The sequence below is a fragment of the Pseudomonas sp. NPDC087612 genome (assembly GCF_044743505.1).
Classification (GTDB): domain Bacteria; phylum Pseudomonadota; class Gammaproteobacteria; order Pseudomonadales; family Pseudomonadaceae; genus Aquipseudomonas.
Genome location: NZ_JBIUWO010000008.1, coordinates 119,377 through 142,068 on the forward strand (window position 1 = coordinate 119,377; position 22,692 = coordinate 142,068).

General features: G+C 63.6%; 18 protein-coding genes. 9 read left to right on the forward strand and 9 right to left on the reverse strand.

Going from position 1 to position 22,692, the window contains the following annotated elements:
- Positions 1 to 52: 52 nt before the first annotated feature.
- Entirely contained in the window at positions 53 to 841 is a 789-nt protein-coding gene (gene map, locus ACIOVF_RS17845; RefSeq protein WP_045195491.1) for a type I methionyl aminopeptidase, read from the reverse strand.
- 296 nt (positions 842 to 1,137) lie between these two features.
- On the opposite strand from map, the gene ACIOVF_RS17850 reads away from it, so the two are divergent.
- From ACIOVF_RS17850 to ACIOVF_RS17885, 8 genes are all read left to right on the forward strand, one after another.
- Positions 1,138 to 4,917 (forward strand): molybdopterin-dependent oxidoreductase, encoded by a 3,780-nt coding sequence (locus ACIOVF_RS17850; RefSeq protein WP_401291205.1) that lies wholly within the window; start codon positions 1,138 to 1,140, stop codon positions 4,915 to 4,917.
- Between the two features lie 277 nt (positions 4,918 to 5,194).
- On the forward strand, positions 5,195 to 7,753 hold the full coding sequence (gene nirB, locus ACIOVF_RS17855) for a nitrite reductase large subunit NirB (protein ID WP_401291208.1): 2,559 nt from the start codon (positions 5,195 to 5,197) through the stop codon (positions 7,751 to 7,753).
- Complete coding sequence (gene nirD / locus ACIOVF_RS17860; RefSeq protein ID WP_195884819.1) at positions 7,753 to 8,118, forward strand: nitrite reductase small subunit NirD; 366 nt, start codon at positions 7,753 to 7,755, stop codon at positions 8,116 to 8,118. Before nirB ends, nirD begins: the two co-directional genes overlap by 1 nt.
- Positions 8,119 to 8,729: 611 nt before the next feature.
- Positions 8,730 to 9,662: a pca operon transcription factor PcaQ gene (gene pcaQ, locus ACIOVF_RS17865; RefSeq protein ID WP_123567148.1), complete on the forward strand. Its 933-nt coding sequence runs from the start codon at positions 8,730 to 8,732 to the stop codon at positions 9,660 to 9,662.
- A gap of 220 nt (positions 9,663 to 9,882) precedes the next feature.
- A complete protein-coding gene (locus ACIOVF_RS17870; protein ID WP_045195483.1) occupies positions 9,883 to 10,611 on the forward strand; it encodes an FKBP-type peptidyl-prolyl cis-trans isomerase in 729 nt (242 codons plus the stop codon).
- A gap of 280 nt (positions 10,612 to 10,891) precedes the next feature.
- Positions 10,892 to 11,332: a YkvA family protein gene (locus ACIOVF_RS17875; RefSeq protein WP_045195481.1), complete on the forward strand. Its 441-nt coding sequence runs from the start codon at positions 10,892 to 10,894 to the stop codon at positions 11,330 to 11,332.
- A gap of 98 nt (positions 11,333 to 11,430) precedes the next feature.
- Positions 11,431 to 11,769 carry a helix-turn-helix transcriptional regulator gene (locus ACIOVF_RS17880; RefSeq protein ID WP_045195479.1) on the forward strand — a complete coding sequence of 113 codons (339 nt, stop codon included), beginning with the start codon at positions 11,431 to 11,433 and terminating at the stop codon, positions 11,767 to 11,769.
- Complete coding sequence (locus tag ACIOVF_RS17885; RefSeq protein WP_010224211.1) at positions 11,766 to 12,137, forward strand: hypothetical protein; 372 nt, start codon at positions 11,766 to 11,768, stop codon at positions 12,135 to 12,137. Before ACIOVF_RS17880 ends, ACIOVF_RS17885 begins: the two co-directional genes overlap by 4 nt.
- Here the strand turns inward: ACIOVF_RS17885 and ACIOVF_RS17890 are convergent.
- Positions 12,113 to 13,891 (reverse strand): bifunctional diguanylate cyclase/phosphodiesterase, encoded by a 1,779-nt coding sequence (locus ACIOVF_RS17890; protein WP_045195476.1) that lies wholly within the window; start codon positions 13,889 to 13,891, stop codon positions 12,113 to 12,115. The genes ACIOVF_RS17885 and ACIOVF_RS17890 overlap by 25 nt on opposite strands.
- Before the next feature lie 122 nt (positions 13,892 to 14,013).
- Complete coding sequence (locus ACIOVF_RS17895) at positions 14,014 to 16,101, reverse strand: carboxy terminal-processing peptidase (protein WP_176794227.1); 2,088 nt, start codon at positions 16,099 to 16,101, stop codon at positions 14,014 to 14,016.
- A 140-nt stretch (positions 16,102 to 16,241) separates the two neighbouring features.
- On the opposite strand from ACIOVF_RS17895, the gene ACIOVF_RS17900 reads away from it, so the two are divergent.
- Positions 16,242 to 17,204 (forward strand): zinc-binding dehydrogenase, encoded by a 963-nt coding sequence (locus ACIOVF_RS17900; protein WP_401291217.1) that lies wholly within the window; start codon positions 16,242 to 16,244, stop codon positions 17,202 to 17,204.
- A gap of 80 nt (positions 17,205 to 17,284) precedes the next feature.
- On the opposite strand, the gene ACIOVF_RS17905 is transcribed toward ACIOVF_RS17900, so the two are convergent.
- The 6 genes from ACIOVF_RS17905 to ACIOVF_RS17930 form a co-directional block, all read right to left on the reverse strand.
- Positions 17,285 to 17,938 carry an HAD family phosphatase gene (locus tag ACIOVF_RS17905; RefSeq protein WP_045195471.1) on the reverse strand — a complete coding sequence of 218 codons (654 nt, stop codon included), beginning with the start codon at positions 17,936 to 17,938 and terminating at the stop codon, positions 17,285 to 17,287.
- Positions 17,939 to 17,963: 25 nt separating this feature from the next.
- Positions 17,964 to 18,953, reverse strand: coding sequence for an ABC transporter ATP-binding protein (locus ACIOVF_RS17910; protein ID WP_401291221.1), 990 nt, complete (start codon positions 18,951 to 18,953; stop codon positions 17,964 to 17,966).
- A 1-nt stretch (position 18,954) separates the two neighbouring features.
- Positions 18,955 to 19,752, reverse strand: a complete 798-nt coding sequence (locus ACIOVF_RS17915; RefSeq protein WP_093380368.1) for an ABC transporter permease — start codon at positions 19,750 to 19,752, stop codon at positions 18,955 to 18,957.
- On the reverse strand, positions 19,739 to 20,572 hold the full coding sequence (locus ACIOVF_RS17920) for an ABC transporter permease subunit (RefSeq protein WP_176794327.1): 834 nt from the start codon (positions 20,570 to 20,572) through the stop codon (positions 19,739 to 19,741). Before ACIOVF_RS17920 ends, ACIOVF_RS17915 begins: the two co-directional genes overlap by 14 nt.
- Before the next feature lie 5 nt (positions 20,573 to 20,577).
- Positions 20,578 to 21,384 (reverse strand): alkaline phosphatase family protein, encoded by an 807-nt coding sequence (locus ACIOVF_RS17925; RefSeq protein WP_045195462.1) that lies wholly within the window; start codon positions 21,382 to 21,384, stop codon positions 20,578 to 20,580.
- A 116-nt stretch (positions 21,385 to 21,500) separates the two neighbouring features.
- Positions 21,501 to 22,565 carry an ABC transporter substrate-binding protein gene (locus ACIOVF_RS17930; RefSeq protein ID WP_401291226.1) on the reverse strand — a complete coding sequence of 355 codons (1,065 nt, stop codon included), beginning with the start codon at positions 22,563 to 22,565 and terminating at the stop codon, positions 21,501 to 21,503.
- Positions 22,566 to 22,692: the final 127 nt, after the last annotated feature.

The window sequence follows — 22,692 nt, forward strand, 5'->3', positions numbered from 1 at the left end:
CGGCCGTAATGGCGCGGATTGTAGAGAGCCGCGCGGTGCGCGGCAAACTGACTTAAGCGTGGACCAGCATGGCGCGCTCTTCTTCGCGCAGGGTCAGCACTTCGAAACCTTCGGCGGTGACGGCGATGGTGTGCTCCCATTGCGCGGACAGGCTGCGGTCGCGGGTGATCACCGTCCAGCCGTCCTTGAGCGTGCGCACCCCGCGCCCGCCCTGGTTGATCATCGGTTCGATGGTAAACACCATCCCCGGCTTGAGCTGCAGGCCGCTGCCCTTGTGCCCGTAATGCAGAACCTCGGGCGCCTCGTGCATCTGCCGGCCGATGCCGTGGCCGCAGTATTCGCGCACCACGTTGTAGCCCGCTGCCTCGGCATGGCGCTGGATGGCGTGGCCGATATCGCCCAGGGTCGCGCCCGGACGCACCTGGCGAATGCCTTGCCAGAGCGCGGCATAGGTGGTGTCGACCAGTCGCTGGGCGGCTGCATCGATCTGCCCCAGGCAGTACATCTTCGACGAGTCGGCAATGTAGCCGCCTTGTTCCAGGGTAATGTCGACGTTGACGATCGAGCCGGCCTTGAGCACCTCATCGGCATGCGGCACGCCGTGGCACACCACATGGTCGACCGAGGTATTGAGCGAATAGGCAAAACCGTACTGGCCCTTGCTCGCCGGGCGCGCCTTGAGCACATCGACGATAAATGCCTCGGCCCGGTCGTTGATCTGCAGGGTGCTGACCCCGGGAGCAATGAAGCTGTCGAGGTGGGCGAACACCTGGCTGAGCAATTGCCCGGCATTGCGCATCAGGGCCAGTTGTTCGGCGTTTTTCAAAACCACTTGGTTCATGGGAGGAGGTTTTTCATCTCTCGGAATGTCTGCCCATGATAAGGCCTGGCCCGCTGGCTGTGCCATCCGATGGTGCAGGCCGGCCCAATGCAGTGCGGCCGGGCAGGCGCCCTGAACGCCTGAACCGCGCCGCACAAGGCGCTGCCAATTGTGGCGCGACCCTTGCTACAGCCTGAGCATCCGGCAATCAACGCTGATTGCCCCGTTCACGACAAAGGCGCCGTGTTGCCCCCGCTTGTTCATTCAGGCCGGGGCAGCAGGGCGCCTTTTTGTTTGCGCAATCAGGAGGTAGGCCGATGAGCAGCACCAGCGTGCGCAGCGTGTGCCCGTATTGTGGCGTCGGTTGTGGCATCGTCATGAACGTCGAAGGCGGGCGGGTGACCAAGATCAGTGGCGACAAACAGCACCCCAGCAACTTTGGCCGCCTGTGCACCAAGGGCCTCACCGCCCATCAACCGTTGAGTGCGTCCGGGCGCATGACGCATGCCTATGTGCGCGAGCAGCGCCAGCGCGACCCGGTGCAGCGCGCCATCGACACTGCTATTGAACAGGCGGCCCGGCGCCTGCGGGCCATTATTGACGAGTATGGCCCGGACGCCCTGGGCTTTTATGTCTCCGGGCAGATGTCGCTGGAGGCCCAGTACCTGATCAACAAACTGGCCAAGGGCTTTGTCCGCAGCCGCCATATCGAGTCCAACTCGCGCCTGTGCATGGCCAGCGCCAGCAGCGGCTACAAGCTGTCGCTGGGCGCCGACGGGCCGCCCGGCAGCTACCAGGATTTTGACCGCGCCGAGGTGTTCCTGGTGATCGGCGCGAACATGGCCGATTGTCACCCGATCCTGTTTTTGCGCCTGCTCGACCGGCTCAAGGCCGGGGCCCGGTTGATCGTCGTTGACCCGCGGCGCAGCGCCACCGCCGACAAGGCCGATTTGTTCCTGCAGATCAAACCGGGCAGCGACCTGGCGCTGCTCAACGGCCTGCTCTACCTGCTGCTGGAAAACGGCCAGTGCGACGCCGGGTTCATCCAGCGCTACACCGAAGGCTGGGAGGACATGCCGGCCTTTTTGCAGGACTACACACCTGAGCGAGTTGCCGCCCTCACCGGGCTGAGCGAGGCCGATATCCGCCAGGCCGCCGAATGGATCGGCCAGGCCCCGGAGTGGATGAGTTGCTGGACCATGGGCCTGAACCAGAGCATCCATGGCACCTGGCACAGCAACGCCCTGTGCAACCTGCACCTGGCCACTGGCGCTATCTGTCGGCCGGGCAGCGGGCCGTTCTCGCTGACCGGCCAGCCCAACGCCATGGGCGGGCGAGAAATGGGCTATATGGGCCCGGGCTTGCCGGGGCAGCGTTCGGCATTGGTCGATCGCGATCGCGCCTTTGTCGAGCAACTGTGGCAGATCCCCGCTGGCAGCCTGCGCAGCGAAGCCGGTGACGGCACGGTGGCGCTGTTCGAAAACCTCGCCGCCGGGCAGGTCAAGGCCTGCTGGATCATCTGCAGCAACCCGGTGGCCAGCGTCGCCAATCGCCAGCAGGTGATCGAAGGGTTGCAGGCGGCTGAGCTGGTGATCACCCAGGACGCCTTTCTCGACACCGAGACCAACCGTTACGCCGATATCCTCCTGCCCGCCGCGCTGTGGGCCGAAGGCGAGGGGGTGATGGTCAATTCCGAGCGCAACCTGACCTTGATGAACCAGGCCGTCGAGGCGCCGGGGGAGAGCCTGCCCGACTGGCAGATCATCGCCCGAATCGCTTGCGCCATGGGTTATGCCGAGGCCTTCAGTTACGCCAATGCCGAAGAGGTGTTCGACGAGCTGCGCCAGGCCTGGAACCCGGCCACCGGTTACGATGTGCGCGGCGTCAGCTACGCCGGTTTGCGTGAGGCGCCGCGGCAGTGGCCGTGCGAGCCTGGGCGCAACAATGACCGCAGCCCGTTGCGCTATCGCAACGACGGCGTCAGCCAGGCCCTGCGCCACGACGGCCAAGGCGAAGTACCGGCCATTGCCTTCCCCACTCGCAGCGGCAAGGCACGCTTTTTCGCCCGGCCCTGGCTGCCCGCCGCCGAGCTGCCGGACGCCGAATTTCCGCTGGTGCTCAACACTGGTCGGGTCCAGCACCAGTGGCACACCCTGACCAAGACCGGCAAGGTGGCGGCGCTGAACAAGCTCGACCCCGGGCCGTTCGTAGAGATTCACCCGGACGATGCCGAACGCCTGGGCATCGCTGACAAGGATCAGGTGCAGATCCGCTCCCGACGCGGGCAGGCGCTGCTGCCTGCACGGATTACCGCTCGGGTGCTGCCGGGCAACTGCTTTGCGCCGTTTCACTGGAACGATGTCTATGGCGAGAACCTGGCGATCAATGCCGTCACCAGCGACGCGGTCGATCCGCTGTCGCTGCAACCGGCCTTCAAGTACTGCGCGGTGGCCCTGAGCCGGGTTGCCGGCGAGCGCATCAACGCCACCCAGATCGATCGTCAAACCATTGCCGTGCAGGACCAGCACCTGCTGCTCTGGGCCTCGCAGACCGGCAACAGTCAGGCCCTGGCCGAGCAGTGCGCCGCACGCCTGCGCCAGGTCGGCTTGCCGGTGCAGTTGAGTTGCATGCAAGACCTGGCCCTGGAGCAACTGGACCGCCCCGCCAGCCTGCTGCTGATCGCCAGTACCTTCGGCGACGGCGATGCGCCGGACAGCGGCGCGGCGTTCTGGCGCGGCCTGCATGGCGAGCATGCCCAACGCTGCGTCGGCGTGCCTTATGCGGTGCTGGCCCTGGGGGATTCCAGCTACGAGCAGTTCTGCGGCTTTGGTCGCAAGCTCGATCAGCGCCTGGCCGAACTGGGCGCCAAGCGCTTGCTGGAACGGGTCGATTGCGAGGGCGATTTGCATGAATCGACGGGGCAATGGCTGCAGGCACTGCTGGGCAAACTGGGCCACGGCGAACTGCTGCTCGAAGCGCCAACGCCAACGGCCAGCGGTTTCAGCAAGACCCGGCCGTTGCCAGCCACCCTGGTCGGCAACCGCCTGCTTAACGGCCCTGGCGCGGTCAAGGAAACCCGGCAACTGGTGTTCGATCTGGGCGACAGCGGGTTCACCTATCACGCCGGCGACGCCTTGGGTGTATGGCCGCGCAACTGTCCGGCGCTGGTCGATGAGCTACTGACCGCCACCCGCTTCGATGGCGGGCACTGCGTCAGCCTCAAGGGCCAGGCCGACATGCCCTTGGCCGAGGCATTGCTTGAGCACCTGGAGATCGCCCGCATTACCCCGCAGTTGCTTGAGGCTTTCGCCCCGGGTGATGCGCAACTGCGCGCATTGCTTGAGCCGCACAACAAGGCTGCGCTCAAGGACTGGCTGTGGGGCAAGCAACTGATCGACCTGGTGCATGCGTGCAAGCCCCAACTGAGCCTGCAGGCTTGGCTCGACCTGCTCAAACCCATGCAGCCGCGGCTGTACTCGATCAGCTCAAGCCAGAAGCTGCATCCGGATCAAGTGCACCTGACGGTTTCCACTGTCCGTTACGGCCAGCGCAAGGGCGTGTGCTCGACCTACCTGGCCGACCGCAGCGAGCCTGGCCGGGTCGAGATATTCGCGCAGCCGACCACACACTTTCGCCTGCCTGGCGACAGCACGGCGCCGGTGATCATGGTCGGCCCCGGCACCGGTGTGGCGCCGTTTCGCGCGTTCCTGCAGGAACGTCAGGCCGAAGGGGCCCGCGGTCGCAACTGGCTGCTGTTCGGCGAGCAGCAGGCGGCCACCGATTTCTACTACCGCGACGAGTTGCTGGCCTGGCAGCGCGACGGTCACCTGACCCGCCTGGACACCGCCTTCTCCCGCGACCAGGAGCAGAAGATCTACGTGCAGCAGCGCATGCTCGAGCAAGGCGCCGAGCTGTGGCGCTGGCTGGAGGAGGGCGCGCACTTCTATATCTGTGGCGATGCCGGGCGCATGGCCCGCGATGTTGATACGGCGCTCAAGCAACTGGTGCAGCAGCACGGTGGCATGAGTGTGGAACGGGCCGAGGCTTATGTCAGCGAACTGAATCGCGCCAAGCGTTACCTGCGTGACGTGTACTGAAGTGCCCCATAAGGGGGAGCGCTGCACCAGCCTGGGTCGATAACGGCGCCAGTGGATCGTGCACAAGCCCCGGCTTCAAAGGCTTTGGCAGTTGGCACGCTCCCTGCTTTTACAGATTTACAACGTCCTCGCGGGTCAATGGCGATTCGCAACCGGGACTACAAAAAACGACCAGGCAAAGGCGCCTGGAGCTTCGGCTCCAGGCGCCTTTTTTAGTTTTTCGGGGTTGGCCCCCAGCAGCAAAGCCAGCGTGATTGGCCTTGAGTGAGGAACGGGTATGAATGGGTTTACCAGCATCGAAGCGCGGCAACAGCTGATCATCGTCGGCAACGGCATGGTCGGTCATCACTGCGTCGAGCAACTGATCGAACGCGGTGCCCTGGGCCGTTTCCAGGTGCGGGTGTTCGGTGAAGAGCGCCAGCGCGCCTACGACCGCGTGCACCTGTCGGAATACTTCAGTGGCAGCGATGCCGAAACCCTGGCCCTGGGCGAGGCAGGCTTGTACACCCGGCACGGCATTGACTTGCACCTGGGCGAGCCGGTGCTGGAGATCGACCGCGAACGCTGCGAGGTAGTCACCTGCGCCGGGCGCTACCCTTACGATCAACTGGTGCTGGCCACCGGCTCCTATCCGTTCGTACCGCCCATTGAAGGCTCGCAAGGGGCGGCGCGGCTGGTCTATCGCACCCTTGATGATCTCGATGCGATCCGCACCGCGGCCGCCAGCGCTCGCCGTGGGGTGGTGGTCGGTGGCGGCCTGCTCGGCCTGGAAGCGGCCAATGCCTTGAAGTCGCTGGGCCTGGAAGCTCATGTGGTGGAGTTCGCCCCGCGCTTGATGCCGGTGCAACTGGATGGCGAGGGCGGCGCGGCCTTGCGGGCGCAGATCGAAGCCCTGGGGGTTGGCGTGCACCTGTCGCGGGCGACCCAGGCCATCGTTGCCGGTGAAGACTATCGCTACCGGATGAACTTCGAGGGCGGCGAGTTCCTTGAAACCGACCTTGTTGTGTTCTCCGCCGGTATCCGCCCGCAGGATGCCCTGGGCCGCAGCAGTGGCCTGGAAATCGCCCAACGCGGCGGTGTGGTGATCGACAGCGCGTGCCGCAGCAGCGACCCACGGATCTTCGCCATCGGCGAATGCGCGTCGTGGAACGGCAGCGTGTTCGGCCTGGTGGCGCCGGGCTACAGCATGGCGCGTACAGTGGCGGCGACGCTGGCCGGTGAAGACGCGGGCAGTTTTACCGGGGCCGACATGTCGACCAAGCTCAAACTGCTCGGTGTCGATGTCGGCTCCATTGGTGATGCCCACGGCGTGACCCCGGGTGCGCGCAGCTATCGCTTTATCGACGAAGCGGCGTCGGCCTACCGCCGGCTGGTGGTCGATGCCAGTGGCAAACGGGTGATCGGCGCGGTGCTGGTTGGCGACAACAGCTATTACGACACCCTGCTGCAATACGTGCAGAACAGCATTGCCCTGCCCGCCGATCCGGCCGCGCTGATCCTGCCGCAGTCGGCCGGCGCGCCGGCACTGGGCGCCGATGCCTTGCCCGCCAGCGCGACTATCTGCTCCTGCCATAACGTCAGCAAGGGCGCGATCTGCGCCGCCATCGACAGTGGCTGCGGCGAGCTTGGCCAGCTCAAGCAGCAGACCAAGGCCTGCACCGGTTGTGGTGGTTGTGCGGCGCTGCTCAAGCAGGTCTTCGAGCATGAATTGATCGCCCGCGGCGTCAGCGTCGACAAGAGCCTGTGCGAACACTTCGCCTACACCCGCCAGGAGCTCTACGCGCTGGTGCGGGTCGAAGGCATTGTCAGTTTCGACGAGATGCTCGCCAAGCATGGACGCGGGCACGTCGGCTGCGATATCTGCAAACCCACGGTCGGCTCGATCCTCGCCTCGTGCTGGAACCAGCCGATCATGGAGCCGTCGCTGGTGCCGCTGCAGGACACCAACGACACCTTCATGGCCAATATGCAGAAGAACGGCACCTACTCGGTGGTGCCGCGGATTCCCGGCGGCGAGATCACCCCCGAGAAGCTGATCGTCATCGGCGAAGTGGCGAAAAAGTACGACCTCTACACCAAGATCACCGGCGGCCAGCGCATCGACCTGTTCGGCGCCCAACTGCACGAATTGCCCGAGATCTGGGCCGAGCTGATTGGCGCAGGCTTCGAGACCGGCCATGCCTACGGCAAGTCGACGCGTACGGTGAAATCCTGCGTCGGCAGCACCTGGTGCCGTTATGGCGTGCAGGACAGCGTGCAGATGGCCCTGACCCTGGAAGACCGCTACAAGGGCCTGCGCTCGCCGCACAAGCTCAAGTTCGCGGTGTCCGGCTGCACCCGTGAATGCGCCGAGGCGCAGAGCAAGGACATCGGCGTGATCGCCACCGAGAAGGGCTGGAACCTGTACATCTGCGGCAACGGCGGCATGCGCCCGCGCCATGCCGAGTTGTTCGCCACCGACCTGGACGACGCCAGCCTGATCCGCACCATCGACCGCGTGCTGATGTTCTACATCCGCACCGCCGACAAACTGCAGCGCACCTCGGTGTGGCGCGAGAGCCTGGAGGGCGGGCTGGACTACCTCAAGCAGGTGATCCTCGACGACAGCCTGGGCCTTGGCGCAGAGCTCGAAGCGCAAATGCAGCTGGTGGTCGAGCGCTACGAATGCGAGTGGGCCAACGCCCTGAAAGACCCTGAAAAGCTCAAGCGCTTTCGCACCTTCGTCAACGACCAGCGCCCCGACCCGGGTGTGCACTTTGTCCGCGAACGCGGCCAGCGCCGGCCCATCGGCGCCGGCGAACTTCACTTGATCCCGACCACCGAGGAGGTGCTTTGATGAGCCCGTCCAATGCAGCAGTAAGTGTTCAAGCGCAACCCTGGCAGAGGGTTTGCAGCCGTGCCGACCTGGTCGCCCAGTCGGGGGTGGTGGTGTGGTTCGAAGGGCGCCAGGTGGCGCTGTTCTACCTGCCCGGGCAGGCCACGCCGGTGTTCGCCGTCGACAACCATGACCCCAAGTCCGGTGCCAATGTGATTGGTCGTGGATTGGTGGGCGAGCTCAAGGGCGAGCTGGTGGTGGCGGCGCCGTTGTACAAGCAGCATTTTTGTTTGCGCGATGGGCGCTGCCTGGAGGATCCGCAGCAGGCGTTGCAGGTGTGGCCGGTGCGCATCACTGGCGAGCAGGTGGAATTGGGCCGCTGTTGATGGCCTCATCGCGGGTCAAGTCGGGTCGCCGCACCGCCGCTCCCACAGGTAGCGTAGGCCTTTAGAGGCGCGAGCTGATCCATTGGCGATGCTGCTCACACTTCACCTTTGCGCCTTGTCGGCGAATGGACCGGCGATGCACGAGTAGCGAAAGCAAAAAAGCGCTCTGCTTCTAGATGTATGTAATTGCAGACGCCACCGATCGTCCCTTGCAGAAGGCCGAGTGGAACCCTTGCGTAGTGGGGCGACGGCCATGGATGGCCGGCGAGCGCCGCAGGGCCAGGGACGGCCCTTCGGCGCGCCCCCACGGGAGCAAGGGTGGAAGGAGGGAACCCGGAGCGCAGCGCAGGGCCGATGAAGGGACAGGGCGTTTTTGGTTACTTTTGCCGCCAAGCAAAAGTGACCCGCCGTAAGGGCGGAAGGCGCCGGCAGCGCCTCATCATCAAATGGATCAGCTCAAACACAGCCTAGCTGCCCCAATACTTGCAAGCTGCTTAAGACAGTTGCTCCCACAATAGGCCTGCATGCACCGGACCTGTAGGAGCGGGCCTTGCCCCGCGATCGAGCGCGAAGCGGTCGCAGTCCGGGCCGAGCCCCGATAAACTCCCCGGATGAACCTCGACACCCGGATCAAATTCCGCCACCTGCTGTGCTTTCTCGAAATCGCCCGCCAGGGCAGTTTCGCCAAGGCCGCCGATGCCATGGCGATCAGTCAGCCAGCGATCTCCAAGACCCTCAAGGAGCTTGAAGCGCTGCTTGAAACGCGGCTGTTCGAGCGCAGCAAGCAGGGCGTCGAGCTGACCCCGGCCGGGGTGCGTTTCATGCGCTACGCCGGCCCCAGCGTGCAGGCCTTGCGCGAAGGCGTCAGCACCTTGCGCGGTGAAGAGCATGCGCCGCCGCAGGTGCGGGTCGGCGTGCTGTCGACCGTCGAAAGCCTGCTGATGCCCGAAGTGCTGTGCCGTCTGCACCAGCGCCATGAGGCGCTGGTGGTCAGCGTCGCCACCGGCCCCAGCGCGCACCTGCTGGGGCAGTTGCACGTCGGTGAGCTGGACCTGGTGATCGGGCGCATGACCGACAGCCCGCAGATCCAGGGGCTGATGTTCGAGCACCTGTACAGCGAGTCGATGTCGCTGGTGGTGCGCCCTGGCCATCCTTTGCTTGGCCGCCAGCCGCTCGAGCGCAGCCAGGTCGGGCGCTACCCGCTGGTGTTGCCGCTGGCCGGCACGACCATCCGCAAGCACGCCGACAGCCTGTTCGTGCAGTGCGCCATCGAGCAACCCGCGCAGCGCCTGGAAACCCTGTCGCCGGCCCTCAGCCGTCGTTATGTACAGGGCAGCGATGCGGTCTGGGTGGCGCCACGCGATGCGGTGCGCGTTGACCTCAGCCGGGGTGAATTGTGCGAGCTGGACCTGGGCGTCAGCGAACCGGGCGGCTCGGTCGGCATCTGCAGCAATGCCGCCTTGCCGCTGGCCTTGCCGGCACAGTGGCTGTGCGAAGTTTTGCGCGAAGTGGCGGCGCAGTACCGCGACGGCGGTTATCCCTGAGCATCGATACAAACTGCTACAAAACCTCATCGGCGGATTTGCCCAACCGCCCGGTCCCGTCAATACTGGCCACTGGCTGCAGCCGAGGATGAAGAAGGTTTAATCTGGCTGAACTTATCCGGGTTTTCTTGCTCTCATGCCGGTAGCCATTGGTCGTGGCCGCCTGATAAGCTCGCGGCTTTACTCGATTGCCCTATTGGCGCATGAACAAGGAAATAGCATGAAACAGCATCGGTTGGCGGCTGCGGTTGCCCTGGTTAGCCTGGTACTGGCGGGTTGCGATTCGCAGACCAGCGTCGAGCTGAAGACTCCGGCACAGAAAGCCTCCTACGGTATTGGCCTGAACATGGGCAAAAGCCTGGCTCAGGAAGGCATGGACGACCTTGATTCGAAAGCTGTTGCTCAAGGTATCGAAGACGCCGTTGGCAAGAAAGAACAGAAGATCAAGGACGAAGAGCTGGTTGAAGCCTTCTCGGCCTTGCAGAAGCGCGCTGAAGAGCGCCTGGTGAAAATGAGCGAAGAGTCGGCTGCCGCCGGCAAGAAATTCCTCGAAGAAAACGGCAAGAAGGCTGGCGTGGTCACCACCGCTTCGGGCCTGCAGTACGAAGTCATCAAGAAGGCCGACGGCGCCCAGCCAAAGCCGACTGACGTGGTTACCGTCCACTACGAAGGCAAGCTGATCGACGGCAAGGTCTTCGACAGCTCCGTCGAGCGTGGCAGCCCGATCGACCTGCCGGTCAGCGGCGTGATCCCGGGTTGGGTCGAAGGCCTGCAACTGATGCACGTCGGCGAGAAGTACAAGCTGTACATCCCGTCCGACCTTGCTTACGGCGCGCAGAGCCCGAGCCCGACCATTCCGGCCAACTCGGTGCTGGTGTTCGATCTGGAACTGATCGCCATCAAGGACCCGGCCAAGGCTGAAGAGCCTGCCGATCCAGCTGCCGAGTAAGGCCAGCTGATACCTGCAACGCCCCGTCTCGACGGGGCGTTGTCGTTTCTGGGTTTTACCGAACCCATAGGGTCATGCACGGTCTTAGTCACTGCAGCTGTTGATGAATCAGGGCGCAGCGGGCAAAACGTTTGCGCGATTGAAACAGGTGTGTAAAAAACGCCCGATTTAACCCGGACCCTTGCCGGGCGGGCGCCTTGAGCCTGAAACTGAGCTCTGTTCACAAGGTTATCCACAATTATTGTGGATAACCTTCCTTGGCACTGGCCCTGGAGGCCGTATGAAAGCACCGTGGAATTTCGCCCGATTTCTGCCCCTGGCCGAGCGCCTGCTCAGCCGCGGGCGTTTGCCGGCGTTGATTTTTGCCGTGGCGCGCAAAGGTCCGCGGCTGGGCAAACTGCGCGAGGACGTGCGCCTGATGCAGGCGCTGTGCCTGGCCTGGTGGCGCGGCGAGTATCGGGCAATCAGCCCCAAGGCACTGATCACCGTAGTGGCGGGGCTGCTGTATTTTGTCAGCCCGCTGGATGCGATCCCCGACTGGCTGCTGGGCGTCGGCATGCTCGACGACATCGCCGTGCTGGCCTGGGTGATGAAGGCGGTGTCTGATGAACTGGCCGCGTTCAGCGCCTGGCGCAACCGCCAGGCACCGGAAAAACTGCGGGTGGTCGAGCGCCTGCCCGACACCCCCGAAGCCCTGCGCCTGGAACAGGAAAAAAGCTGATCACATCACGACCCTGCACACCCTTGTTGGCTGGTAATATAATTGGCATAAGGATTATGCCTACCGATTACATATCGTAATCCTACAAGGGGGTTGTAATGGGTATTCAGGTCATCAGCCGGGACGGTCAACCCGAGTACGCGGTTGTTCCCTGGGAGCAGTACCAGGCACTGCTTAAAGCTGCCGGGCAAGGCGAGCCACTTGCCGGCGCAAACACAGCTTCAAGCGCCACCGACAGCGCCAGCTTGCCGAACTTCAGCGAGCTGGCGCGTTTGCGTGAGGGCAAGGGCCTGGCGCCGGAGCAACTGGCGCGCAGCGTCGGTATCAGCCCTGTGTACCTGGCGCTGATCGAAAGCGGTGAACGCCAGCCGGATGCCGCGATTCGCCGCAGCCTGGCCTGGGAGCTGGGTGTGGCTGGCTGGAGCGAGCCGTCGTGAGCGTGCGCATCAGCCGCCAGCACTGGGAAGGCCTGCTCGGCGAGCTGGATGTCGCCCGCCGCCAGCGCCACCTGCTGACCTACCGGGCCTTGCTCGAGCGTCTGCAATTGCCCAGCCCGGCCATGCAAACGCTGACCGCGGCGCTGGAGCACCTGGCCGCGCTCGACGCCCGCGCCGAGCAGCCGCTGCGCAGCTCGCTGGTGATCAGCCAGGGCGCCAGCCGCTTGCCGCGCACCGGGTTCTTCGAATGCGTCGAGCGCCTGGGGCGCTTTTCCGGCCCGTCCGATGGCATGGCCGCAGCCTCCTGGCACGCCTCGGAAGTGGTGCGGGTGTTCGAGTACAGCTACCCCGAACACGAAGAAGCCTGAGCGCCAGGGGCGGTATCGATCAGGTACAGGCTGTGCCCAGGCACATCCTTGGCCTGGTGCTTGGCCTGTGAGGCCAACTCCGCCAGTTGCCCGGCATCGAGCCCGGCACAGGCTTGCGGGTGCAACTGCACCACGCCGATCGACAACGACAGCAGGGCAAATTCCTGGCGCCGGCCCTGGCGGTCGGTGGCGATGAAGCACCCGGCCTGCAGGTGCTCGGCCCGGTAGAAGCGCCGGCACTGTTTGTGAAAGTCCTCCAGCAACAACTGCAAGCGTTGTTGCCAATCATCTGAGCCGAGCACCAGCATGAAATCGTCGCCGCCGATATGGCCGACGAAATCGCGGCTGGGGTCGACCCGTTCGCCCAGGCACTGGGCCAGGCACAGCAATACCTCATCGCCACGGGCATACCCGTAGATATCGTTGAACGGCTTGAAGCTGTCGATATCGACGTAGCAGATCGCCGCTGCGCGTTGCTGTTGCAGCAGGCGGGTCAGGCACTGCTGGATCGGTACGTTGCCCGGCAGCAGGGTCAGCGGGTTGGCATAGCGGGCCTGTTGGATCTTCTGCTCGGTGATCAGCTTGAGCACATCGATCACCCGCCCCAGGCCCAGGTAGCGGCCGTTGTGGGTGATGATGAAATCTTCCTCGATGCGCTGGCGGGCGCGGCTGGTGAGCAGGCGGCTGACCTGTTGCAGCGATTGGCCCAGATCAACGGCGAGAAAGTCATCGCTCATCAAGCGGCTGATCGGCTTGCGCGCGAACAGGTCGGTGGCAAACGGCTTGAGCAGCGCGTCGGAGAGCGAATGGCGATGAACGATGCCGCACGGCTGCCCATGCGCGTCGAGCACCGCCAGGGAATTGAGGTTGGCCTGGCTGCGAAACAGTTCCAGCACCTGCGGGGTGGGCGCCTCGCGGTTCACCGCCGGTTGTTCGATCAGTAGCGCGGCGAGGTTGCCGCTGTCTTCATTGAGGCTCTGCAGCGCCTGTACCGGCTGCCCGAGCATGCTTTGCACATCGCGCGCCGCCTGTTCCTGCGGGCGGCCCAGCAGGTAGCCCTGGACCAGGTCGACGCCCATCTCGGTGAGCACCTTGAGCTCTTCGGCCAGCTCGATGCCTTCGGCAATCACCTGGGCCCGCGAGGCCCGGGCGATCTGCAGGATCGAGCCGACGAACTCGCGCTTGACCGCATCCAGGTGAATGCCGTCGATGAAGTGGCGGTCGATCTTGACGTAGTCCGGGCGCAGCTCCGACCACAGGCGCAGGCTCGAATAGCCGGCCCCCAGATCATCCAGGGCGATGGAAAAGCCCATGTCGCGGTAGTGGTGCAGGGCGTTGAACAGCAGCTGGAAATCGTCGGTGGGGGTCTGTTCGGTGAGTTCGATCACTACCCGGCTGGGCGGCACGCCCAGCTCGTGGAGCATCTTCAGGGTGCGCCCGGACTGGTACTGCGGTTCGAGCAGGGACTCGGGCGAGACGTTGAGGAACAGCTTGCCTTCAAGGTTCTGCTGGCTGAAGCGCCGGCAGGCGCTCTCGCGGCAGGCCACTTCCAGCTCGGTCAGGCGCCCGGCCTGGCGGGCCACGGCAAACAGGTTGATCGGCGAATGCAGCGGGCTGTTGGACGGGCCGCGGCTCAGCGCTTCGTAGCCGAGGATGCGCCGTTCGGAAAGGCAGACAATGGGTTGGAACAGGCTGTGCAAGCCGCTTTGAGCCAGGATGGTGCTCAACGCGCTGAGCTGTTCGTTGATGGTCATGGCAGGCCTACCTAGAAAAAAGGGACTGAGCACCCGCGGCGCTCAGTCCCTTATTTCACGACAGTCTGATGACTATTTGATGACGCAATGAAGCGCGGTCACATTATTTTGCCATCACCGGTTTACGGGTTGTTGCGCGCCACCTGCGAATTCAGCCCCAGGTAGTCCAGCAGGATCAACCCGGACTCCTTCAGGTAGGCGTCGTCTTCGGGCTTGGTATCGTCCGGCTCGACCGGCAGCGCGTCTTCGTCTTCCTTCTTCAGTTCCTTGAGCGGTTCTTCGCCCTTGGCCTTGCGTCGGGTGTTTTCCAGCGCCAGCTGTTTGCTTTCGATATCGGCGTGCTGGGCACGGCGTTCGGCCTCGTTGAGGCTGACGGTTTTCTCGTTCATCAGCTTCTGGGTCAGGGCCAGGCGGTCGCGAATGTAGACGAACTCCGGATCCTTGGCCGTACGGCTGTCGTGACGGGCCTTGAGCTGGGCCAGGAACGGCTTGAACGGGTCGACCGCAGGCTTGATCGCCGGGCGGATGGTGTCCCATGGCATGGCTTCGGGCAGGGCGCTTTCACCGATTTCCTTGGTGTCGATGATCGACGGGTAGTCGATGTCCGGCAGCACGCCCTGGTGCTGGGTGCTCTGCCCGGAAACCCGGTAGAACTTGGCCAGGGTCAGCTTCAGCTCGCCATGATTGAGCGGCTGGATGGTTTGCACCGTGCCTTTGCCGAAGGTCTGCCCGCCGAGGATCAGCGCGCGGTGATAGTCCTGCATGGCGCCGGCGAAAATCTCCGAAGCCGAGGCCGACAGGCGGTTGACCACCAGTGCCAGCGGGCCTTTGTAGAAGGCGCCGCTGTTTTCGTCTTCAAGCACGTCGACGCGGCCGTCGCTGTTGCGCACCAGCACCGTCGGGCCCTTGTCGATGAACAGGCTGGTCAGCTCGGTGGCTTCCTGCAGCGAGCCGCCGCCGTTGTTGCGCAGGTCGATGACCACGCCGTCGACTTTTTCCTTCTGCAGTTCGGTCAGCAGTTTTTTAACGTCGCGGGTGGTGCTCTTGTACTCCGGATCGCCGGCGCGGAAGGCCTTGAAGTCGAGGTAGAAGGCCGGAATCTCGATGATTCCGAGCTTGTAGTCACGGCCGTCCTGCTTGAGCTTGAGCACCGACTTTTTCGCCGCCTGCTCTTCGAGTTTCACCGCTTCACGGGTGATCGGCACGATCTTGGTGGTCTGGTCGTTAGGGGCGTTGCTGGCCGGGATGATTTCCAGGCGCACCACCGAACCTTTCGGCCCGCGGATCAGCTTGACCACTTCGTCCAGACGCCAGCCGATCACGTCGACCATTTCCTTGTTGCCCTGGGCCACGCCGATGATCTTGTCGGCCGGAGCTACCAATTTGGTTTTGGCCGCAGGACCGGCCGGCACCAGGCGCACGATCTTGACCTGGTCGTTGTCGCTTTGCAGCACGGCGCCGATACCTTCGAGCGACAGGCTCATGTTGATATCGAAGTTTTCCGCGTTGTCGGGCGACAGGTAGTTGGTGTGCGGGTCGTAGGACTGGGCGAAGGTGTTGATATAGGCCTGGAAGATGTCTTCGGCGCGGGTCTGGTCCAGGCGCGTGAGCTGGTTCTTGTAGCGCTTGGTCAGCAGTTCCTGGATTGCCTTGGGTTCTTTGCCGGCAATCTTCAGGCGCAGCACTTCATCCTTGACGCGTTTGCGCCAGAGGTCGTCGAGCTCGGCCTGGTTCTTCATCCACGGGGCGTCCTTGCGATCGATCAGCAAGGTCTCATGGGTGGTGAAATCGAAGTTGTCGACGCCCTTGCTCAGCTCGGCGAGGGCGAAGTCCAGGCGCGATTTGACCCGGTCCAGGTAGCGCTTGTAGATGGTGAAGCCGGGGTCGAGATTGCCGCTTTTGAGGAAATCGTCGAACTGGGTCTTCCACTTGTCGAACTCGGCGATGTCGCTGGCAGTGAAGTAGCTGCGCGCAGGATCAAGGAGTTTGAGGTAGCTGTCGTAGATGATCACCGAGCGCGCATCGTTGAGCGGCGGCTTGCTGTAGTGGTGGCGCTTGAGCAGCTCGACCACGTTCAGGCTGGCGACCACTTCATCGCGGTCGGGCTGGAGCTTATCCCAGCTGTTGGCGGCCCATGCACTGCCCGCCAATGGCAGACTGCCCAGACCGATCAACAGGGCGAGGGTGGTGCTTGGCAGAAAATGCTTCATGCTGATTCGACGTAGGGACAATTGATCACGCATATTAGGCCGTCTTTGAATTCGCCGGTTCCATGAAAACCGGACGCATAATGCAAAAAGCCCGGGGCTACAGCTCCCGGGCTCAGTCATGACTCAACTATGGAGGCACTGTGAAGGCATTGCAAGGCGTTGACGGACATGTGGAGTGGGTTGCGACGACAAGTCCAACTTGCGATATCGGTCAAGTACGAATTCGCGTGGCCGCCGCCGGCCTCAATCGCGCCGACCTGCTCCAGCGTGCCGGGCTCTACCCGCCACCACCGGGGGCCAGCGAATTTCTCGGCCTGGAGTGCTCGGGGGTGATCAGCGAAGTGGGCGCCGGTTCTTCCTGGCAGGTCGGCGATCGGGTCTGTGCCTTGCTCGCCGGTGGCGGCATGGCCGAGGAAGTGGTGGTCGATGGCCGCCACGTACTGCCGGTGCCCGAGGGCTTGAGCCTGCAGGAAGCGGCGGCAATCCCCGAGGTGTATGCCACGGCCTGGCTCAATGTGTTCCAGCTGGCCGCGCTCAAGCCCGGTGAGAAAGTCTTGCTGCATGCCGGGGCCAGCGGTGTCGGCTCGGCGGCGATCCAGCTGTGCAAGGCCTTTGGCAGCCCGTGCTGGGTCAGCGTCGGCTCGGCCGAGCGGCTGGCCTATTGCGAAGGCCTGGGGGCCAGCGGCGGCGTGGTGCGCGGTGAGGATCTCGAGGCGCTGAATGACTTTGCCCCGTTCAACGTGATTCTCGACCCGGTCGGCGCCAACTATGCCGAGCTCAACCTCAAGCTGCTGGCCCGTGACGGGCGCTGGGTGATCATCGGCTTGATGGGCGGGCGTAAAGCCGAGCTGGACCTGGCGCAACTGCTGGGCAAGCGCATACAGGTCCTGGGATCGACCTTGCGCACCCGCGATGACCAGTTCAAGGCAGACCTGCTCAGCGACCTCGGCCAGCAAGTGTGGCCGCTGTTCAGCGAAGGCCGGCTCAAGCCGCAACTGGCCAGGGCCTTCTCGATCAAGGATGCCGAGGCGGCGTTTGCCGAGCTTGCCGGCAATCAGGTGTCGGGCAAGCTGGTGCTGGTGATCGACGAGAGTCTGGTGTAGTCCGCCAATCGCTGGCAAGCCAGCTCCCACAGGTCAGGTGTATGCAGTACCTGTGGGAGCTGGCTTGCCAGCGATGCTTTTCATTTCCAGGTATGAATCGGCCACCTGTTCTTCTCGGCCTGCTCGCGCAACACCGGATCCGGATTGACCACATGCGGGAAATCCACCTTCAGCAGCAACGGCAGGTCGTTGCGTGAATCCGAGTAGAAACTCGCGCCTTCAAGGTTCTCTTCTTCCTGGTCGAGCCATTCCAGCAAACGGGTGATCTTGCCTTCGCGGTAGGTCAGCACACCGACGGTGTTGCCGGTATAGACACCATGAGCAACCTCAAGCTCGATGCCAAGAACTTCATCGATACCCAGGCGCTCGGCAATCGGCTTGACCAGGTGGGTGCCGGAAGCCGAAATCACCAGGATCCGGTCGCCGGCCTTGCGGTGGGCGGCGATGGTCTTGGTGGCGTCGCTGAAGATGATCGGTTCGATGAAATCTTCCACCCAGGGCGCTACAAGGTGCTCGACTTCTTCCGGGGTGCGGCCGATCAAAGGTTCCAGGCTGAAGGCCATGTAGTCTTCCATGCGCAGCTTGCCATGGCTGTAGGCGTCCATCAGTTCGTTGTTGGTGCGCATGAAAGACGCTGGATCGACCCAGCCCAGACGGCCCATCTGCTCGCTCCAGAGCGTGGCGCAGTCACCGTGGATCAGGGTTTCATCCAGATCGAAAATCGCGAGTGCCATATTCAGAAAAACTCCTGTGCAACCCTCAGGCGACTTCGCAGAGGGCGGTGGGATCGATCGACAAGGATACCCGCTGGCCGTCCGGGTGCAGGTCGGCGGACGAGCGGTTGAGCACATCGACCAGCAATTCTACCCCGCGCGCTTCAACCCGGTAGCGGATCACGTTGCCCAGCAGGCTGTGGCTGCGTACCAGCCCCTCCCGCTCGCCGTCCAGGCTCAGGGCGATGGCTTCCGGGCGAATTGCCAGGCGGCTGTTCACCGGGCGCTGCAGCAGGCGGCTGGCGCTGTCGGCGTCGAGCAGGTTGTAGTTGCCGATAAAGCCTGCGGCGAACACGTCCACCGGCGTGGTATAGAGGGTTTCGGCATCGCCGCTCTGGACGATGCGGCCCTGGTTCATGAGGAAGATGCGATCGGACATGGTCAGCGCTTCTTCCTGGTCGTGGGTGACGAAGATGGTGGTCAGGCCCAGCTCGCGCTGGATCGCGCGGATCTGCTCGCGCAGGTGCTTGCGAATCCGCGCATCCAGCGCCGACAGCGGCTCGTCGAGCAGCAGCAGGCGCGGGCGGGTGACCAGCGAGCGGGCCAGGGCCACGCGCTGGCACTGGCCGCCGGACAACTGGTGCGGGTAGCGCCGGGCAAAGTCCTGCAGCTCGACCAGTTGCAGCACTTCGCGGACCCGCGCCTGGCTGTCGTCGCTGTTGACCTTCTGCATGCGCAGGCCGAAGGCGACGTTCTGTTCGACGGTCATGTTGGGGAACAGCGCATAGCTCTGGAACACCATGCCGATCCCGCGTTTTTGCGGGCTCAGCGGCACCAGGTCGGTGCCATCGAGCAAGATGCGCCCGCTGTCCACCGCGGTCAGCCCGGCGATGCAGCGCAGCAGGGTGGACTTGCCGCAGCCGGACGGGCCGAGCAGGGTAACGAATTCGCCGCGTTCGATCTGGCAGTTGATGTCGTTGAACACCGGGCTGCCGGCATAGCTTTTTTGCAGGTTCTGTACGCTGACAAAGCTCATATCAGGACTTGTCCTTGTTCAGGCGGTTGGCTGCCCAGGTCAGCGCCAGCACGAAGAGGAAATAGGAAACCACCAGGGCACTGTTGAAGTGGCCACTGCTGTTACGCATGTTGTTGAGGTACACCTGCAGGGTCTCGTAGCGGGTGCCGACCAGCAGGTTGGCGAACACGAACTCGCCGAACAGGAACGAGAACGACAGCAGCAAGGCCACCATCAGGCCCTTGCGCAGGTTTGGCAGCACCACCAGGAACGCCGCCTGGAAGGTGCTGGCGCCCAGCAACTGGGCGGCGTCCATCAGGTCGCGCAGGTTGATCGCCTGCAGGTTGTTGGTGATTGCCCGGTACATGAACGGCAGGGCCACGGTGAAGTAGCAACCGATGAGGATCCACGGCGTGCCGACCATGGCCATCGGCCCCGAGCCGTAGAGCTGCAGCAGGCCCACCGACGACACCACCGGCGGCACCGCGAAGGGCAGCAGGATGAGGATGTTCATCAGCGCATCGAGGCGCGGGAAGTGGTAATGCACCACGAACAGCAGCGGCAATATCAACAGCACCGACAACAGCAGGGCGCCGACACACACCAGCAGCGACTGGCCGAAGGCGGCGAGAAAGCGCGGGTCGCTCCATAGCGCCAGGTACCACTTGAAGGTCAGGCCGCTGGGCAGCAGGCTCGCCGACCAGCTGGTGGCCAGCGAGTAGAGCAGGGTGCCGGCCAGCGGCAGCAAGAGGATGATGAACAGCAGGTAGACCACCAGGCGGTGGTACAGCGACGAGGTGCCCGGTTCAGCGCGCGACATGGTAGCTCCGCTTCAATAGCCATTGATGGACGAAGGTCACCAGGGTCATCAGCCCGACCAGGATGACCGCCAGGGCGCTGGCCAGGTTCGGGTCCAGCGAGATGTCGCCGGCCACCAGCGCGGCGATGCGGATCGGCAGCACGTTGAAGTTGCCGGTGGTCAGCGCATAGACCGTGGCATAGGCGCCCAGGGCGTTGGCCAGGAGGATCACGAAGGTGCCCAACAGCGCCGGGGTCAGCACCGGCAGGCCGATGTGCCGCCAGTATTGCCAGGCGCCAGCGCCGAGCAGCTCGGCGGACTCGCGCCAGTCTTCGCGCAGGGCGTCGAAGGCCGGGTAGAGCAGCAGCACGCCGAGGGGGATCTGGAAATAGGTGTAGAGGATGATCAGCCCGGTCTTGGAGTAGAGGTTGAAGTCTTCGATGATCCCGGCCTGCTTCAGCAGCATGGTCAGCGCGCCGTTGAAGCCGAGCAGGATGATGAAGGCGAAGGCCAGCGGCACCCCGGAGAAGTTGCTGGTCATGTTGGCGAAGGCGTTGACGAAATCGCGCAGGCGCGAGTCGACCCGGCGCAACGAGTAGCTGCCGAGGATGGCGATGAGGATGCCGAACAGGCTCGACCAGAAGCTGATCTCCAGGCTGTGCTGGATTGCCTGGCGGTAGAACCTGGAACTGAATATCTTGCTGAAATTGTCCAGGCCCCAGCTAGATTCCACCTGCACGCTGTGGAGCATGACCCAGGCCAGCGGGGCGATCTGGAAGATAATGAAAAACACCGCGAAAGGCACCAGGCAGAGCAGGGCCAGCCATTTGCCGCGCTTGATCGAATTCACTTGAGCAGCTCCCGGCATACCGGTTTGTCGTGGGGCACGCCGAGCAACTCGCAAATGGTGCCACACAGTTCGGTCTGCAACGGCTTGGCCGCCGGGTCGAGGCTGAACGCCTGGCCAAAGACGAACAGCGGCACTTCGCGCTCTTCGGCCAGCAGGCCGTTGTGCGAGCGGTCGTTGTTCATGCCGTGGTCGGCGGTCACCAATACCTGATAGCCCTCTTCGAGCCAGGTGCGCAGGTAATCGGCCAGAAGGATATCGGCGCTGCGCGCGCTGTTGCGGTACTGGCTGCTGTCCAGGCCGTGGCGGTGGCCGGCGTCGTCGATGTTCATCGGGTGCACCAGGAGAAAATTCGGTGCATGACGGCGGCGCAGGTACTCGGCGTCGGCGAACAGGTGCGAATCGGGGTAGTGGTCGGCGTAATAGAACAGCCCGTGCTGGATCGGCAATTTGGGGGCGTGGGTGTGGCGGTCGCGCAGCGGGTCGAAGGGCGAGCGGTTGTACAGCTCGCTCATCCAGTGATAGGCCGCCGCGGCTGTGCCCAGGCCGGCTTCGCGGGCGTAGTGGAACACGCTGCGCTGGTTGGACAGGCGGTTGACGTTGTTGTGGACGATGCCGCTGTCGATCGGCGCGACCCCGGTGAGGATGCATTCGTACAGCGGCCGTGACAACGACGGCAGCTCGCATTCGACCCGGTAAAGCGCCGCACGGTCGGCTTCGACATAGGCATGCAGATGGCCCATGGCGTGGTGCGCGACCTGATGGTTGAGGCCATCGAGCAGGACCAGGATGACGTTGTGGCTCATAGGAACTCCGCAATTGTGCTGACCTCATCGCTGGCAAGCCAGCTCCCACAGACGTTGTGGGAGCTGGCTTGCCAGCGATTGGGGGTAACAGGTATTGCCTGACACCCCCTGAAGGTTCACTCCATCTCGATGATCACTTGCTCCTGCCACTTCTGCGGCAGGGCCTTGGAGGTCGCTTCCCAGGCTTCGGCATTCTTGATCGGCTGCGCGGCGCCGTACTGCTCGTTGGGCAGCAGCTTGGCCTGTACTTCAGCCGGCAGTTTCAGGTGCTCGGCACGGATCGGCCGGGCATGCCCCTTGGCCAGGTTGATCTGCCCGGCATCGCTGAAGATGTATTCGCGGGTCAGCTTGGCGGCGTTGGGATTTTTTGCGTACTTGTTGATGATGGTGGTGTAACCGGACATCACCGAGCCGTCAGACGGGATCAGCACCTCGAAGCGCTTCGGGTCGATCTGCTGGCGGTAGCTCAGGCCGTTGAAGTCCCAGACCACGCCGACTTCGATCTCGCCCTTTTCCAGGGTCTGGATGGTCGGGTTGGCCAGCGACAGGCGTTTTTGCTGGGCCAGCTTGGTGAACAGTTGCAGGCCCGGTTCGATGTTCGTCTCGTCGCCCTTGTAGGCGATGGCGGCTGCCAGTACGCCGTTGGCAGCCTGGGCGGCGGTGCCGACGTCACCGATGGCGACCTTGTACTTGCCCTTTTCCAGGTCATGCCAGGTTTTCGGTATGTCTGCCTCCTTCACCAGTTGCTTGTTGATGATGAAGGCAATGGTGCCGGTATAGGCCAGGGCCCAGTGGCCGTCTTTGTCCTTGGCCCAGTCCGGGACCTGCTCCCAGGTGCTTGGCTTGTACGGCTGGGTCACGCCCTTGGCCACCGCGATCGGGCCGAAGGCGGCGCCGACGTCACCGATGTCGGCGCTGGCGTTGTCTTTTTCGGCGTCGAACTTGGCCACTTCCTGGGCCGAGCTCATGTCGGTGTCCATGTGCTTGAGGCCGTATTTTGTCGCCAGGTCGTCCCAGGTGCCTTTCCAGTTGGCCCAGGCATCGGGCATGCCCACGCTGTTGACTACGCCTTCCTTGCGGGCGGCGTCCTCGAGGGCCTTGAGGTCAGTGTCGGCGGCCATGGCCGCTGTGCACATCGCGATACTCGAGCCTAACAGTGACGCCAGAAAAAGCTTTTTCATCCGAAGCTCCTTGATGGGTGCCGTACAACACGCAATAGGTGTTGTTGGACGTTGTTGCGGTTCGGTTGGTCTAGGTCAGCAATACCTGAGCCAAGGTAGGCCTGTTGCATGACAATTTGATGTCCAG